At 44.4% G+C, this 15,818-nt stretch carries 18 protein-coding genes; 9 read left to right on the forward strand and 9 right to left on the reverse strand.

Translation table 11 applies throughout. From position 1 onward, the window contains the following. Positions 1–18: 18 nt before the first annotated feature. Positions 19–2,754, reverse strand: a complete 2,736-nt coding sequence (polA, locus tag V6259_RS01385; protein ID WP_341583189.1) for a DNA polymerase I — start codon at positions 2,752–2,754, stop codon at positions 19–21. 275 nt (positions 2,755–3,029) lie between these two features. Between polA and V6259_RS01390 the strand changes: the two genes are divergently transcribed. The 9 genes from V6259_RS01390 to V6259_RS01430 all read left to right on the forward strand — a co-directional run bounded on the left by V6259_RS01390 (position 3,030) and on the right by V6259_RS01430 (position 11,125). Next, entirely contained in the window at positions 3,030–3,986 is a 957-nt protein-coding gene (locus V6259_RS01390; protein WP_341583037.1) for a homoserine kinase, read from the forward strand. Between the two features lie 4 nt (positions 3,987–3,990). Next, positions 3,991–4,557, forward strand: a complete 567-nt coding sequence (locus tag V6259_RS01395; protein WP_341583038.1) for a DUF1007 family protein — start codon at positions 3,991–3,993, stop codon at positions 4,555–4,557. A 58-nt stretch (positions 4,558–4,615) separates the two neighbouring features. Continuing rightward, a complete protein-coding gene (locus V6259_RS01400) occupies positions 4,616–5,251 on the forward strand; it encodes a LysE family translocator (RefSeq protein ID WP_133010781.1) in 636 nt (211 codons plus the stop codon). A 255-nt stretch (positions 5,252–5,506) separates the two neighbouring features. After that, entirely contained in the window at positions 5,507–6,118 is a 612-nt protein-coding gene (locus tag V6259_RS01405; protein ID WP_133010782.1) for a MarC family protein, read from the forward strand. Positions 6,119–6,281: 163 nt separating this feature from the next. After that, the gene (locus tag V6259_RS01410) at positions 6,282–7,187 is read left to right on the forward strand and encodes a nickel/cobalt transporter (protein WP_341583039.1); all 906 of its coding nucleotides are present in this window, start codon (positions 6,282–6,284) and stop codon (positions 7,185–7,187) included. Continuing rightward, entirely contained in the window at positions 7,187–7,678 is a 492-nt protein-coding gene (locus V6259_RS01415; protein WP_341583040.1) for a Fur family transcriptional regulator, read from the forward strand. Before V6259_RS01410 ends, V6259_RS01415 begins: the two co-directional genes overlap by 1 nt. Next, a complete protein-coding gene (znuC, locus tag V6259_RS01420) occupies positions 7,675–8,460 on the forward strand; it encodes a zinc ABC transporter ATP-binding protein ZnuC (RefSeq protein WP_133010785.1) in 786 nt (261 codons plus the stop codon). Before V6259_RS01415 ends, znuC begins: the two co-directional genes overlap by 4 nt. A 27-nt stretch (positions 8,461–8,487) precedes the next feature. Then, positions 8,488–9,282 carry a zinc ABC transporter permease subunit ZnuB gene (znuB, locus tag V6259_RS01425; RefSeq protein ID WP_133010786.1) on the forward strand — a complete coding sequence of 265 codons (795 nt, stop codon included), beginning with the start codon at positions 8,488–8,490 and terminating at the stop codon, positions 9,280–9,282. Between the two features lie 211 nt (positions 9,283–9,493). Next, positions 9,494–11,125: a methyl-accepting chemotaxis protein gene (locus tag V6259_RS01430; protein WP_341583041.1), complete on the forward strand. Its 1,632-nt coding sequence runs from the start codon at positions 9,494–9,496 to the stop codon at positions 11,123–11,125. A 6-nt stretch (positions 11,126–11,131) separates the two neighbouring features. Here the strand turns inward: V6259_RS01430 and V6259_RS01435 are convergent, their stop codons facing one another. The 8 genes from V6259_RS01435 to V6259_RS01470 form a co-directional block, all read right to left on the reverse strand. Next, positions 11,132–11,602, reverse strand: a complete 471-nt coding sequence (locus tag V6259_RS01435; RefSeq protein WP_341583042.1) for a DoxX family protein — start codon at positions 11,600–11,602, stop codon at positions 11,132–11,134. Positions 11,603–11,625: 23 nt separating this feature from the next. After that, positions 11,626–12,390 (reverse strand): DNA-binding domain-containing protein, encoded by a 765-nt coding sequence (locus V6259_RS01440; RefSeq protein ID WP_341583043.1) that lies wholly within the window; start codon positions 12,388–12,390, stop codon positions 11,626–11,628. Next, complete coding sequence (bufB, locus tag V6259_RS01445) at positions 12,374–13,291, reverse strand: MNIO family bufferin maturase (protein ID WP_133010789.1); 918 nt, start codon at positions 13,289–13,291, stop codon at positions 12,374–12,376. The genes V6259_RS01440 and bufB overlap by 17 nt, the downstream gene beginning before the upstream one ends. Before the next feature lie 20 nt (positions 13,292–13,311). After that, positions 13,312–13,587 (reverse strand): BufA1 family periplasmic bufferin-type metallophore, encoded by a 276-nt coding sequence (locus V6259_RS01450; RefSeq protein WP_133010790.1) that lies wholly within the window; start codon positions 13,585–13,587, stop codon positions 13,312–13,314. A 134-nt stretch (positions 13,588–13,721) separates the two neighbouring features. Continuing rightward, complete coding sequence (locus tag V6259_RS01455; protein ID WP_133010791.1) at positions 13,722–13,907, reverse strand: zf-HC2 domain-containing protein; 186 nt, start codon at positions 13,905–13,907, stop codon at positions 13,722–13,724. Further along, positions 13,904–14,536, reverse strand: coding sequence for an RNA polymerase factor sigma-70 (locus V6259_RS01460; protein ID WP_341583044.1), 633 nt, complete (start codon positions 14,534–14,536; stop codon positions 13,904–13,906). Before V6259_RS01460 ends, V6259_RS01455 begins: the two co-directional genes overlap by 4 nt. A gap of 97 nt (positions 14,537–14,633) precedes the next feature. After that, positions 14,634–15,107 (reverse strand): hypothetical protein, encoded by a 474-nt coding sequence (locus tag V6259_RS01465; protein WP_133010793.1) that lies wholly within the window; start codon positions 15,105–15,107, stop codon positions 14,634–14,636. Continuing rightward, the gene (locus V6259_RS01470) at positions 15,104–15,670 is read right to left on the reverse strand and encodes a gamma carbonic anhydrase family protein (protein WP_341583190.1); all 567 of its coding nucleotides are present in this window, start codon (positions 15,668–15,670) and stop codon (positions 15,104–15,106) included. The genes V6259_RS01465 and V6259_RS01470 overlap by 4 nt, the downstream gene beginning before the upstream one ends. Between the last annotated feature and the right edge of the window lie 148 nt (positions 15,671–15,818).

Raw genomic sequence — 15,818 nt, forward strand, 5'->3', positions numbered from 1 at the left:
ACTAGAGTAGCACTTGTCTTAGTGCGCCTCGTCCCAGTTGTCTCCAATCCCTGCTTCCACCAATAAAGGTACGTCGATTTTACTGCTGTTTTCCATGATGTCTGTGATTTTCGCTTGAGCGGCTTCTAGGTCTTTTTCAGCCACTTCGAAGATGAGTTCATCGTGTACTTGCAGGATCATTTTTACGTCTAGTTCTGTTGTGGCGAGCCAGTCGTGCATCTTGATCATGGCGCGTTTGATGATGTCGGCGGCGGAGCCTTGCATCGGTGCGTTGATCGCGGTGCGTTCGGCGGCTTGGCGCATCATGGCGTTTTTCGCTCTGATGTCTGGCAAGTACAGGCGACGACCGTAGATGGTTTCCACAAAGCCTTTTTCTTTGGCGCCTTCGCGGGTGTTTTCCATGTATTGCTGTACGCCTGGGTAGCGTTCGAAGTAACGCTGTATATATTTTGCGGCTTCTGGGCGGCTAATGCCAAGTTGCTTCGCCAGACCAAATGCCGACATGCCGTAGATCAAGCCGAAGTTGATGGCTTTGGCACGGCGGCGTTGCTCTGTGGTCACTTCGTCTAGGCTGACTTCAAACACTTCTGCTGCTGTGGCTTTGTGCACATCGGCGTCTTTGGTAAAGGCGTCGAGCAAGCCTTTGTCTTGTGACAAATGCGCCATGATGCGCAATTCGACTTGAGAATAATCGGCTGCGAGTAGTTTGTAGCCTGTTGGTGCGATGAAGGCTTGGCGAATACGACGACCTTCGGCCGTACGGATCGGGATATTTTGCAAGTTCGGATCAGTCGACGATAAACGACCGGTCGCGGTGATGGCTTGGTGATAAGAAGTATGAATGCGGCCTGTTTTTTGGATCATTTCTGGTAGTTTGTCGGTATAAGTCGATTTTAACTTAGACAAGCTTCGGTGTTCCATGATCAAACGAGGCAGTTCATAGTTCTGTGCCAGTTCTTGCAGGATAGGTTCCGCAGTAGAAGGTTGGCCTTTTGGTGTTTTCTTGATGATGGGCAAACCTTGCTTCTCGAACAAGATAACTTGTAGTTGCTTCGGAGAGCTTAAGTTAAAACTCTCGCCGGCTTCTTCGTGAGCTTTTATTTCTAATTCTTGTAGCTTGGCGCCAATCTCAGCACTTTGTAGGTGTAGCAATTCTGGGTCGATCAAAGCACCGGTTTGTTCCATTTTTGCCAAGACAGGAATCAACGGACATTCGATATCTTTAAAAATACTCACCAATTCTGGTGTTTTTTCGACTTGAGGCCAAATGGCTTGGTGAAGACGCAAAGTAATGTCGGCGTCTTCTGCCGCGTAAAAAGCCGCTTGTTCTAGATCAATTTCGTTAAAGGTCTTTTGCTTTTTGCCTTTACCTGCAAGCTCTTCAAAACTGACACAAGTGTGTCCGAGGAACTTTTTCGCCAGTGTGTCCATGTCGTGACGTGAACTCACTGAGTTGTACACGTACGATTCCAGCATGGTGTCGTAGGCAATACCACGCAATACAATGTCGTAGTTATTCAAGACGTTAGCGTCGTATTTAAGGTGCTGGCCGACTTTTGCTTGGCTGTCGTCTTCTAGCCAAGGTTTCAGCTGTTCTAATACCCAAGCGCGATCAAGCTGCTCTGGTGCGCCTTCGTAATCGTGGGCAAAGGGAACGTACGCGGCAACGCCTGCTTCTACTGAGAAAGACACGCCGACCAATTCTGCTGCCATGTAATTTAGGCTAGTGGTTTCGGTGTCGAAGGCGGTGAGTTCGGCGTTTTGGATTTTTTCTAGCCAAACGGCGAAGGTCTCTTTATCCAATACCGTAGTGTAGTCTGCTTCAAGGGTAGAAGCGACGGGTACCGCTACTTGGCCGTCTGTATTAAGCGTATCGCTGGCGGTTTCTACGCTCGGTGCTTGGTCAAGTTCGGCCACCCAGCGTTTGAATTCCAGCTTGGTAAACCATTCTTTTAGCGTGTCTTTATCGGCTTCTTTGTTTTGTAATTCGAGAGAATTAAACGGCAGTTCGACATCACATTTGATGGTCGCTAGCGTGTAAGACAGCTCGGCCATGTCTTTGTTGTCGGCCATTTTTTTCGCTAAGGTTTTCGAACCACGAAAACCCAATGCGGCGATGTCGTCTAGACGCGTGTAGATCTCTTTGATGCTACCCAAACCTTGCAGTAGCGCGAGGGCGGTTTTTTCGCCCACGCCTGGTACGCCAGGAATGTTATCGACCTTGTCGCCCATCAGCGCGAGGTAATCGATGATGAGTTCTGGCGGGATGCCGAATTTGTCTTTTACGCCCTGAATGTCCATCACGGTGTCATTCATGGTGTTGACCAAGGTGACCTTGTCGGTCACTAACTGAGCCATGTCTTTATCACCCGTCGAAACAACCACTTCGCGACCGGTTTCGCCCACTTGTTTGGCAATGGTGCCGATGACGTCGTCGGCTTCTACGCCATCGATGATCACCAAGGGTAAGCCCATGGCTTCAACCATGCGGTGAATCGGTTCGATTTGTGGGCGTAAGTCATCCGGCATTGGCGGACGCTGCGCCTTGTATTCGCTGTAAATCTCGTCGCGGAAGGTTTTTCCTTTGGCATCAAAGATGATGACCATTGGAGAATCTGGGTAACTCTTGATAAGACTGCGGATCATGCTGATCACACCGCGGGTAGCGTTGGTTGGTTGGCCGTCGCTGGTGCTCATCGGTGGAATCGCGTGGAATGCGCGGTAAAGGTAAGACGAGCCGTCTACCAGAATCATCGGTGAAGTGTGTGTCTTAGAATCGGTAGCCAAAATGAAACCTCTGTATGAATCGGCGATTATTGGCACCTATTCTAAGCACTTACGAGGATTTTTTCAGTCTAAATTCGGTATTCATTTTTAAATGGGGTATTTCGCCATTATTCGTGAATACGATAAAATCCTAATAGAAAGTAACAATATCGGTCTGTTCGAATTGACCTTTTGCTGCTTATTGTGGAGCATAGGCGTTTTCTTAATCGCTCTATCCCCTTGACGATCAATAGGTAGCAAACTTGGCTGTTTACACTTCCCTCTCGGACTCTGACATGAAGGCCCTAGTGGCTGATTATTATTTAGGTGAATTGGTTTCGTACCAAGGTATCTCTGGTGGTGTCGAAAACACCAATTATTTTCTAAACACCACCACGGGCAAATACGTTCTTACCTTATTTGAAGAGTTCGAATTTGACGAAGTGCCTTACTTTTTAGACGTGGTAGCGCACCTTAAGCACAAAGGCTTTAATGTGCCGGCGGCATTGATCGACATTCATGGCGAGCGTTTACGCGTGGTAAAAGATCGCCCAGCCATTATTGTGGATTGTTTCCCCGGTGATGGACTAGAAAACACCAGCGTAGAAAGCTGCGGTTTGATTGGGTCTGCCTTGGCGCAATTACACATAGCCGGCGAGGATTTCCCAGAGAAACGAGAAAGTCATCGCGGTGAAACATGGTGGAAAGCCACCAGTCAGGCGCTTGCCCCTGAATTAGAGCCAGAGCAGGCAACGCTTTTATTGTCACAAATCGAGGCTTTTGACGAGTTTGTCACGCAGCATCCTGATCTTCCTAAAGCGACGATTCATGGCGATTTGTTTTTTAACAACACCTTGTTCGAAGGTGCTCAGCTATCGGCGATTATCGATTTTTACAATGCCAGCTATTCTTGGGTAATGTACGACTTAGCGATTGTGGTGAACGATTGGTGTTCTGATATTAATACCGGTGAGTTGGACATGGAAAAATACCGTGCCTTGCTACACACCTACATTCATGAGCGCCGCCCTAATGCTGAAGAAATTCTTGCTTGGCCACATATGTTACGTATGGCTGCGGTGCGCTTTTGGTTGTCTCGCCTTGAAGCGTGGCATGGCGCAAAAGGGGACCCTGAGCGTTTGGCACAACAGCATGATCCAAAAGAATTTCAGCGTATTTTAGAAGCGCGTGTGCGTTATGCACCTGCGCTAATGGAGTAATCACGTGTTTCGTTTGATTGGGGTTTTATGGTTTGCGCTACTTGGCGCGAACTCGGCGTTGGCGCATCCGCACATTTGGGTGGATGCTCAATACCAAGCGGTTGTTGACTCACCCGTCGTAGAGAGCCTGAACGCGACTTGGTCTTGGGATTTGTTTACCTCAGTTAGCTTGCTTGAAGCTTACGACGACAATGGTGATGGGCAGTTTACCGGTAACGAACGAACCGAGTTGTTAGAGGGATTACAAAACCTCAAGAAAGACGATTACTTTGTTCATCTAAAGGTGGCAGGTAAGGCAATAAAGCCCAAATCCGTCACCATTACCGATTTTGGTATGAAGAACAAAATGCTATGGTTGACGCTCAAGGTTCGCTTGGCGGAGCCGGTTAATTTAGAAAAAACGACGTTAAGTATGGCATTTGGTGATCCTGAGTATTACTTTGCTATGGTGCCATTGGAAGAAGGTTTGTTGCGTCTATCGGGCGCCTTGGCAGAAAGTTGTACGCCAGTGGATCATGATGCTAAGGAACAAGGCATCGAAACTTGGATCGATTTGAGTTGTCAGTCTTAACGGGGTTTATCCCTACTGATTATTACCGTTAACATTGCCGTTAAACTGGAGAGTCTAGATGCTAGAGCATTTTCACTGGTTGCCGTTCTTGGCTGCTATTACTGTACTGACCATGAGTCCGGGAGTGGATACGATTCTTGTTATGCGTAATGCCGCTGCGGGTGGTTGGCGTTTGGGCTTCTTAACCAGCTTAGGAATTTGCATGGGACTGTTTGCTCATGCGACGCTATCAGCGCTTGGGTTGTCGGTGATCTTATTAGGCTCAGCCAACTTATTTACGGCGTTTAAACTACTGGGTGCAGCGTATTTGGTGTATTTGGGGGTGCAAGCGATTCGCAGTGCGATGAAACCAACGGGCATGTCCTTTAAAGACACCAAACCAAGTAAAACGTTGACCGCGTGGAGCAGTTTTCGTCAAGGTATCTTGTCAAATGTATTGAACCCCAAGCCGATTATTTTCTACATGGCGTTCTTGCCACAGTTTATTGACCCAAATCATTCTGCCTTAGCACAATCTCTTTTTATGGCGTCGCTGCACTTTATTATTGCGATGACATGGCAGACGTTTCTGGCTGTTATGGTACACAAAGCACGAGTTTGGCTGGCTCGACCAAAAGTAGCTCAAGTATTAGATAGCGTTACGGGCGTATTGTTACTGAGCTTTGGCGTTAAGCTTGCTCTGACCCAGCGTTAATGGCTCGATGTTGCTGATGATAGCCGATATAGCTGCTTTGCGTTTATATCGGTTTTCTTTTTTTTAGCTTATTTAAACATCGTTTTTTGGCGTTATTTTGCTAGAATTATCGCGTCTACGGAGACGACTTCTAGACGAATATTTAAGACGCCACAAGCGTACTAAATTAGGTAGGCCTTAATGATGACCTCGCAAGGCTTGAGATAAACTGGTAATCAGCTTATTCGCAGATTACTTTTTCTGGTACTTCCCTAAATGAGCTTATTAATCTCGATTTGGATTAAATTCTTTTTCTTATTTGCCCCGTTCTTTGTGCTATCTATGTTTTTAGCGCTGACTCGAGGTGAAACGTCTACCGTTAGAAGGCAAGTGGCAAATAAAGCCATTATTGCGTCTGTGGTGATTTCCTTTGTGCTGTTTTTCTTTGGCAGTAGTTTGTTTTCTGTATTAGGCATCACCTTAGATGCGTTTCGTATTGGTTCAGGCGTATTGCTGTTTTTATCTGCGTTGAGTTTAGTCAGAGATGGTACGAGAAATCACGCAGTAGGCATGCCTAGCGAAGAACGAGAAGATGTGTCTGTTGTACCATTGGCTGTGCCTATTATTATTGGTCCTGCCACCATAGGTACTATTTTGGTTTATGGTGCTGAGCTTCATGGTTGGGATATGATTCTTGGCCTGTGCGGTTTGTTGTTTGCGCTTGGGTGTCTATTGTTCTTATTGTATTCCGCTTCTTTGATTGAACGTATGTTGGGTCGTACAGGATTAAATGTATTGTCAAAAATAACCGGTCTTATTTTGGCGGCCATGGCGGCACAAATATTTATGAGCGGTTTAATGGGCTTTTTAAAACCTGTTGTAGGCTAAACAAGTGACATAATTTATACCCCTGATTATGTCGATACCATTTTTAGCAGTGAGTAACTCCTGTTAAATACGCTTCTAAAAAGGCGTTTCTCTATTTGGGCTTCTTCTTAATTTTGTTTTGTTATAGCATAACAAACAATATTTAATTTAAGAGAGTTGCACCATGGCGAGAAACGCCGTTCTTTTCTTTTTTACCTGTCTTTTCTGCGTCGCTCCTGCCTACGCAGCAATAAACTTTCTTGGTTATGATTCGTTTATTCACTGGATTGTATTTGAACAAGTGAGTTGGCACCGCCAGCTTGCTAAATCAGTACAACAATTGAGTCAAGATGGTAGTCCTGCTGTGTTATGGAGTTTGGTATCAGCCAGTTTCATTTACGGTATTTTTCATGCAGCCGGGCCGGGTCATGGCAAGGCGGTGATTTCGGCTTACATGCTCGCGAGTAAAGCCCCATTACGCCGCGGTATTAGCTTGTCTTTTTTATGTGCTGCAGCGCAAGGTTTGATGGCAGTACTATTAATGGTGATTGTCGGGCAGATGTTTTCCTTGGCAGGGCAAGCGATGCAGATTAGTCGTTTTTTTGAGCTGGCAAGTTTTGCCGCAGTCGGTTTGATTGGGGTATGGATGTTCACTCGGTTGATGCGCGGTCAATCTAGTTGTGGTCATGATCATTCTCACGACCACGACCACGACCACGACCACGACCACGACCACGCAGTCGAAGAGCAAACCGCCGATCGTCGTAGTATCATTGCCATGGTGTTAGCCGTGGGAATTCGTCCTTGTAGCGGTGCCGTGTTGGTGTTGCTGTTTTCGATGAGCGCTGACATTTTTCACTGGGGAATATTGGCCACGCTAGCGATGTCTTTAGGAACCGCGATAACAGTCGCAGTTCTTGCTGCGGTCAGTGTTATTGTTCGTGACAGCAGTTTTTTAATGGGTGGCAAACAAGGCATATGGCGACAAAGATTGTCCCGAGGTTTTGGTTTTTTTGCCGCTATTGTATTGATCATTATCAGCATCTCTATGATGTGGAGTTACAGCAGTAATGCAGGAAGGGTCTTCTAATGAGTGAAGAACATCACCCACATTCGGGTCACGATCATAATGATTGTATTGATGCCGCGCTAGAAACAGCTGAACTGCTTTGTGCCGAGCAGGGGCAGCGTTTGACTAAGGTCCGTCGTCGGGCATTAGAGTTAATTTGGGAAAGCCATCGTCCATTGGGTGCGTATCAGTTATTGGCAAAATTGGCTGAAGAAGGTTTTAACTCGGCACCTCCAACTGTCTATCGAGCGTTGGATTTTTTATTGGCCGCAGGTTTGATTCATAAAGTTGAATCGATGAATGCTTTTTTAGGTTGCGCTCATGCGGATAAAGCGCACAAAGGCTACTTTTTGATTTGCGATGAGTGTCATAACGTTATGGAGTTTGATTACCAAGATATTCACACGTCTTTAATTGCTAGAGCCGCGGAACAAAACTTTGAGCTGCGTTCCGAAACGATTGAACTCACTGGGCTTTGTTCCGTGTGTAAAACGGCGGGGGCATCTGTATGAGCCAGCGTTTAGTTTCGTTCGATAAGATTGGCATTGATTTTGACAGTCGTGTGCTATTAGACAACATAGACATGACGATTGATGCCGGCGAAATCGTTACGTTGATTGGTCCTAATGGCAGCGGGAAAAGTACGCTTATTCGTATCCTGTTGGGGTTGCAAGAGCCGACACGAGGCAAAGTGGTTCGCGATAAAGGACTGCGTATTGGTTATATGCCGCAAAAACTGCATATTGACCCGACACTGCCGCTAACGGTGAAGCATTTTTTGGCGCTGGTACGTCATGTGGATAAAAAAAATATCCTTCCCACGTTAGAAAAAGTCGGCATTGCTCATCTACTTAACGCCCAAGTTCAAGTGTTATCTGGTGGTGAAACTCAGCGAGTGTTGTTAGCTCGTGCCTTGTTGAACAATCCAAATTTATTGGTCTTAGATGAACCCGTGCAAGGCGTGGACGTAAATGGCCAAGTCGAGCTTTATAATTTGATTGAAGGTATTCGTAACGAGCTTCATTGCGGAGTGTTGATGGTGTCTCATGATTTACATTTGGTGATGGCAAAAACCGACACTGTGGTTTGTATTAATCAGCACGTGTGCTGCTCAGGTAGCCCTCAACATGTAACTGGGCACCCAGCTTATCAGGCATTATTTGGCATTCCTGGCGCAGATGAATCGATCGCTATTTATGCTCATCAACACGATCATGTTCACAATGAACAAGGCAGTATTTTATCTGATGATGACGATGCTCATTCGCATTGTTCTCACCAAGAAAAGTCTTAACCGCATAGCTTTGGAGCAAACGGTACCATGTTAGAGTTTTTAATTAGAGCCTTGTTAGGTGGCTTGGGCGTAGCGGCGGTTGCTGGCCCGCTGGGAGCTTTTGTCGTATGGCGCCGTATGGCGTATTTTGGCGACACATTAGCGCATTCCGCTTTATTAGGTGTGGCGTTAGGCTTTCTATTCAATATTAATTTGAATCTTGCCATTGTGGTCTTATGTGTTGGCTTGGCTGCGATTTTAGTGACGTTACAGAAAAAACAAATTATTGCGACAGACACCTTGTTGGGTATTTTAGCTCATTCATCCTTATCGTTAGGGTTAGTGGCCGTGAGCTTTCTTGATAATGTGCGCATCGATTTGATGGCCTATTTGTTTGGTGATTTGTTGGCCGTCAGTCAAACCGATCTGTATTGGATTTATGGCGGTGGTATTTTAGTCTTAACGCTATTAGTTACTTTTTGGAAGCCGCTATTGGCTGTTACGGTCAACGAAGAGCTTGCTAAAGTGGAAGGCTATCCCGTTGAAGCGATTCGCTTGTTGCTTATGTTGCTGGTGGCTTTGGTGATTGCGGTCGCGATGAAGATTGTAGGGGTCTTGCTGATTACCTCATTAATGATCATTCCTGCTGCCACGGCGCGTAAACTATCTAATACACCGATTCAAATGGCGACTATTTCGAGTTTTATTGGCTGTCTGGCTGTCTGTGGTGGTTTGTGGGCCTCTTATCGCTGGGATACTCCAACGGGCCCAAGTGTCGTGGTCTGTGCTGCTCTGCTCTTCATAATTGCTTACAGCTCACCCTTTAAACGTCGGTCTGCCTGAGTTCATACTAATCCTTCATTTTTCTTCTATTTTTTGAAATAAAGTCATTCTTAATAATTCATTAGAATGACTTTATTCTCCTTTTCGTTGATATCTGTAATGAAATCCTGCTTAGTTACGACATATACTATGTTTAGAACAATCGAAATATTTACTTTGTTTATAGGTTTTTTTGACTGGTTTTTATCTATTTTAAGGTGTGGAGAGTTATATGCAGGTTTTTTCAACCATTCGGGGACGCCTTTGGGGAAGTTATCTGATTTTGTTTGTTTTAATGCTGTCGGTGATTGGTTTTTCAGCCACACGCTTTCAGTCATTGTCGAGCAATATCAAAGATATCGTGGGCGAGAATACGGCGCTAGTTGAATTGACAGGCGAGTTGAATGTCAATGCAGAAAGTCTTGCTAGTCGCATTCTAATGCTCTTTGTATTAGAAGACAGAGATGCTCGAGTCGCTATTTATAAAGAGATAGATGAACGAAACCGAATGTTAGATACGAGCCTTGCAAAAATGCAAAATCTCGTCAAATTGCCAGAAGATAAGCAAATTGTTGAGAAGCTTAAATCTCAGCGGGCGGTTTACCAAAAAGCACTTCAAGACACGGTAGAAGCTCTAGAAATTGGCGAATTAGATGACGCTAGAAAGCTAATGGCGGGTCCAACACGCGATGATTTACAAACATTTCTAAATGAAACGGCTGTGTTTTCTGAAAGGCAGCAAGCTATTATTCAATCTAAACAACAGAAAATATTATCGGAATCTGAATCGGGTATTTGGTTTGTGATTGGTGAAGGTATTTTAGCCTTGATCATTGGCATCGTGATGTCTGTGTTGATCACCCGAAGTATTGTTAAACCATTGGGACAAGTAGTTAGCTTGCTGGACAGTGTGGCTAAAGGGGACTTATCGCATAGCATTTCTATTAAGCAGAAAGGCGAAATTGGTCAATTAGTTGATAGTGTTATTAGCATGCGTGCAAGCCTGGTTGGGGTAATAGATAAAATTGATCGCAGCGCTCAAACGGTTGTCAGCGCGGTCAAAAACATACGATCTAGTATGGAAAACGTGCAGCAAGGATCTAATCAACAGCAAACAATGGTGAATGATATCCATAGTTCGGTTGGAGAGTTGTCAGAGGGTGTTACAACCATGGCAGAGCACGTTACCGTGTCTCGAAACCAAGCGGAAGCAGCCTATCATTTAGCACAACATGGTAAATCTGTTATCACTTCTGCAGCTAAAGATATTACCTCCGTTGCTACCTATATTGAAGAAACCTCTCATTCTGTCGCCAAACTTAAGGAAAGTGCTTCAACAGTATCTAACTTAGTAAACAGTATTCGTAATGTGGCAGAGCAAACTAACTTGTTAGCACTGAATGCCTCTATCGAAGCGGCGCGAGCAGGTGAAACGGGTCGCGGTTTTGCTGTGGTCGCTGATGAAGTAAGAAATCTAGCAACGAGTACCGCAGAAGTAACTGAATCTATCGATAAAGTTATAACGGATATTGGTGGTTTATCTGTTCAAATCTCTGATGAAATGACCAAAGGGCAAGAGAAAATGCGCCTGGGTGTGTTGCAAATAGAAGAGGTTGTTCTTCCGTTAAGCCAGCTAGAATCGGACTCGGCAGTATCACTAAAAAGTCTTGATGAACTTTCTCAGTTAGCTCAACAGCAAGCAAGAGAGGTGAACGATATTGCGAATCATACGACGCTAATCGCCGAAGTGACGGTGAATAACGGTCAGACCTCTCTTCGCTTGAGTAAATTAACCGATGATTTGTTTGATGCAGCAGAGCAAACTAAAGAAGCGACATCTATCTTTACTTTGCCTGCTAGCTAGACGCTTTTAGCGTTTAGATATTAAATGATCAAGAGAAAGAACCCCTGCGCCGCGATACATGAGCAATAATGCAATAGCGAGCCATGTGGCGTGGGTTGGGTAAGCATCTGGGTAGATAAAGATTTGGATGACCAAAGTCATACCAGCCAGACCTAGAGCGGCGAATCGAGTGAAAAAACCAGTCAGAATCAGAATAGGCAGAACATGCTCGGCTATCGCCGCTAATAAGGCGGCAATGGCAGGAGAAAGCAATGGTAGGTTGTATTCGTATTCAAAGAGAAACAGGGTGGATTCTTTTAAATGCGGCCATCCTAATTGAATATGCCCACTTATAATATCCAGTGCAAATCCCTCAATTTTAGTTTGTCCAGATTTCCAAAATACTGCCGCAATCGCAAATCTCGCGATAAAAAGTACCAGCGACTCAGGAATTCGACGAAACAAAGCATCACTTTTAGATAAGATTAAAGACAGCATTTTTTACCCTCATGGTTTTATTGTTACTCAGCCTTTATGGGCTGAACAGCAATGTAGGAAATTAATTTCCATTCTATTAATTTGGCTAACGTAGCCCCAAGGTCGAAATCATTCGAGTCAGGCAGTGCTTCTTCTAGGCTTTTGTTCTGTAACAACTGTTTGAAAAAACGGGCTTCTTCATAGCTAATGACATGCAGTTGAGCGATTAAATGAGATTTGGCTATCAACAAATACTCACACTCATTAATTGCCACCTGATTTAAGCGTAAACGACCGTCGTTACGATGGGCTTGATAAAGTGAGCCAATGGCAAAAGGGGACGTTAGTAATTGTGTTGTTGGCGGTAAACTTAAATACAGCTCAGAGGGATCTTCTGCCTGAGCAAAGGCCGTTGCTACCTCTTCGTGATCTAGCGTGCGGTATTCTGCATCATTGGTTAGAGTCAGCAAATTGTATTCTAGAGCTGCTAAGTCAGCGAGAAAGGGTAACGTTTTAGCTGGGTCAAATTGGCGAATGAAATCTGAAAAAAAATGACCATATTCGCTAATAATAGGGGATTCTGGAGGCGAAACCAGTAAGTACTGCTTGGCCATAGCACGAAAGAAATTGTCTCCAACTAAGGCCTGAGTCACGGGAAATATGTCGGCTAATGCATCGATCAAGGATACGACTACGTTGTTACGATATACGTTAAGTCGAATTTCTTTTTCTTGCATCGTTTGAGCGTCGATTTCACGATAAAAACGTGTGTCATCCGTCAACAGTGCAGCTTTAAATTCGTTGTTCATAGCGACTCTCACTTTCCATTAGTACGTTTTGTCGAATGGTATCGGCATAGCGTGCTTCGGCTAGTAATTCAGACAGCAGGGGAAGATTACCATCGCGTTCAATTAACGTCGGACTGGCAAGATTCAATGAATTAAGCTGGCGACATGTATGTTGATAAAGCGTCCATACATCATCAGATACAGGTTCATCATGGCTGTCTATTTTCAATGGCAATATGGTGTTGCCGTCTACCGTATGACCGGCAAGATGCATTTGTCCTACCGCATCGAGTGGGAAGTCATTGAGATAGTCATAAGGGTTGGTCCTGTTATTAAAACAAGATACCTCCACATTATTTATATCCAGTAATAATCCACAGCCTGTGCGTTTAGCAATCTCACGGATGAAGTCCGTCTCGCTCATGTTGCTGCGCGTGAAGGAAAAATAGGTTGAGGGGTTTTCAAGTAAAATTTGTCGTTGTAGACACTCTTGTACTTGCTCAATATGCCGACATACACGATCTAGTGTTGGGCGATCATAAGGAACAGGTAATAAATCATTTAAGAACTGGCTGTAGTGTGTTGACCATGCTAAATGTTCTGAAAAAATAGCAGGTTGAATCTCGTCGACCAAGGTGGCTACGCGTTTTAAATGTTCAAGATCAAGCGCTGTTTCACCGCCAATAGACAACCCAACACCATGTACGGTGAGAGGGTAATGTTCACGAATTTGATGTAAATAATGGCGAGCAGGCCCTCCTTTACTTAAGTAATTCTCCGCATGAATTTCAAAAAATCCTACCTCGGGTAAGTCGCTTAATATGCTTTGATAATAAGCAGGTTTTAAACTGATACCAGAGAGGGATGAAAAGGTCGAAGGGGGAAATTTCCCACCTTCGACTTTTGGAGTGAAACGAGACATAAGAATGCGCGTCCGTTTACTTAGAAAGCTTTCAATTGGCCGTGGCCAGTAGGGGATGTTTTAGAATCCATTTCTATGCAAGTACCGGCAGGAACGATTTTCCAAGCATTGGCTTGGTAGTCAGTTTTAGAGGTGCCTGCACAAGAAGTACCTGGGCCTGCAGCACAATCATTTTGACCTGCTAGAGCAACACCGAAACATTTTTCTTTGCTGGCGGCTTGTGCCGGTACTGACACAGCAGAAATAGCAACGGCAGTACCTAGAGCTAGAGCGAGAGATGCTTTTGTATTTTTCATTGGTGTATCCTCATTTTTTTAATAGTGTATCAAAGGGGTAACAAGCAAAACCATGCGCCTTACTTGTGTTACCTATCTTTGACGTGAACGAAATGGTTTTTCTTACACAATATAATGAGAAAAATTAAAAAAAGTTATGTGGCGTCAGGATCTTGCGTATAACGTTTTGAAATTGAACGTAATTCTTCCATTTGTTGTGAGAAACGACGGCAGGGAGGGCAGATAGTTGTATGGACCCCTAAAGCGACTTTTTCTTTGGTATTGAGAGGACGGTCGAGTTTTTCTGATAAAAGTTGAGTCGCTTGATGGCAGCTCATCATGATGATTTCTCCTTTTGGTACCAACTGTCTTCTAAGCATTCTCTCAAACGTAAGCGGGCACGGTAAAGTGTCACGTTTAGATTGCTGACAGAAACTTCTTCGTTATGACAAATTTCAGCGGTGTCCATTTCGAGGAACTCGCGCATCATAAAAAAGCGGCTGTATTTTTCTGGGAGAGCATTCAAGCAGGCATCAAACACTCGCCAGAAATGCGCGTTTTCAACGCCGTGATCCGGGTTGTCCCACTTCTGAGGTCGTTCGCTTTTTTGCCAATGACCGTGTTCGTTAAACAGTTTTTCAATCAGCTCTTCACCATTTATATTTGGACCGTCTTCTAATTGACTGGCCGCGGTATGGCGTTTCTCTTTACGAAGTAAATCAATCAGTTTGTTCTTTAAAATTGAGAACACCCATGTTTTTAGTGCTGCTTGACGTGAAAATCGTTCAATATTTTGGTATGCAGAGAGCATCGCTTCTTGAACTGCATCTTCGGCAAGTTGTTCATCACGTACCTGTACGCGGGCGAATTTTATCATCTGGAGCCGAAGATCATTCATAAATTCGGCATTCAGAAAAATCCCCGCTGCATGGGAGTATCCCGCTTCCGAAGAAATATTGGCGTTTGTCATTTAAGCCTCTGCTGTTGCTGTATTGAATATTAATATTTTAGACTATAAATTAGCTTAAATGTTCTGACGAAAAAAAGTTTTTTTAGTATAAAAATTATTATTTATTAAGTGCCGTAAATGCTTTGTTTATACTCTCTTTTGTATAAGGTGGCGAAATGCTACCAGCCAGTTGTTGATGTTTGTTGATCAGCAATAATAAGCCATGGTTATCGTTGTAGCCCACCTTGGTAACGATGGCGGAGGTTTCTTTATAAAACCTATTACTAGGTCGCAAGATCGCTTGGCCACTCTCTTCAAAAGCAGATACTTCGCCTTGGCAAATGGCATCACAAATAGCTGGCTGTAATAGAAGCCCATACCACTTATCTTTTTTTACTCCGGCAATACTCAATAAATTTGGTAAATCCCGCGGCTCTGGCAATAGGCTAATTTGCAATGCGGCTTGTTCTTGCTCAGACAGATGTGGTTCCTCGAAATAATTACTAAAGGTTTCGCTTAGCCCACAGAGAATGCCAGCAACAGCGATAAGGGTAAAAATCCAAGCAGCGGTAGAGTTACTTTTGCGTTTCATTGTGTCTCTTTCTCTTTGTTGTTCTGACTTAGTTGAGTTGCTTCACTGAGGTATTCGTCTTTTAGTTTTACATAGTTAAGGCCGGCATACTGGAAGTATTCAATCTCTTTTTCACTCAATGTTCGAGCTTGTTTGACGGGAGATCCCAGGTACAAATAACCAGACTCAAGACGTTTACCTGGCGGTACTAGCGAACCCGCACCGATAATAACGCGATCTTCAATAATAGCGCCATCTAGGATTGTGGTACTCATTCCAACTAATACCTTATTGCCAATCTGACAACCATGCAGCATGGCCATGTGGCCAATAGTAACATCGTCGCCAATAGTTAGCGGATGGCCGTCTGGTTTATAGGCGCTGGCGTGAGTGATGTGTAAGCAAGAATTGTCTTGAATGCTGGTACGTGCCCCAATGTGAATGTGGTGCATATCACCACGTATGGCAACCAAAGGCCAAACGGAGCTGTCTTCACCAATGACAACGTCACCAATAATCACAGCGCTGTCGTCAACCCAAACTCGCGCACCTAGTTGTGGCGTCTTACCACGAAACGATTTAATCACTGTAAAGTCTCTCTTTTATCGGACGTTCTGTGTGCAGTAAAGATGAACTATCGACATGATAGTGATTTCATCATTGAAAAAACATAAATACCACATATCTTATTAGGTATAGATTGCTTTACATAAGGCCGCGAATGCGCGCCCT

This window comes from Marinomonas sp. TI.3.20, from assembly GCF_038155025.1.
GTDB classification, from domain to species: domain Bacteria; phylum Pseudomonadota; class Gammaproteobacteria; order Pseudomonadales; family Marinomonadaceae; genus Marinomonas; species Marinomonas flavescens.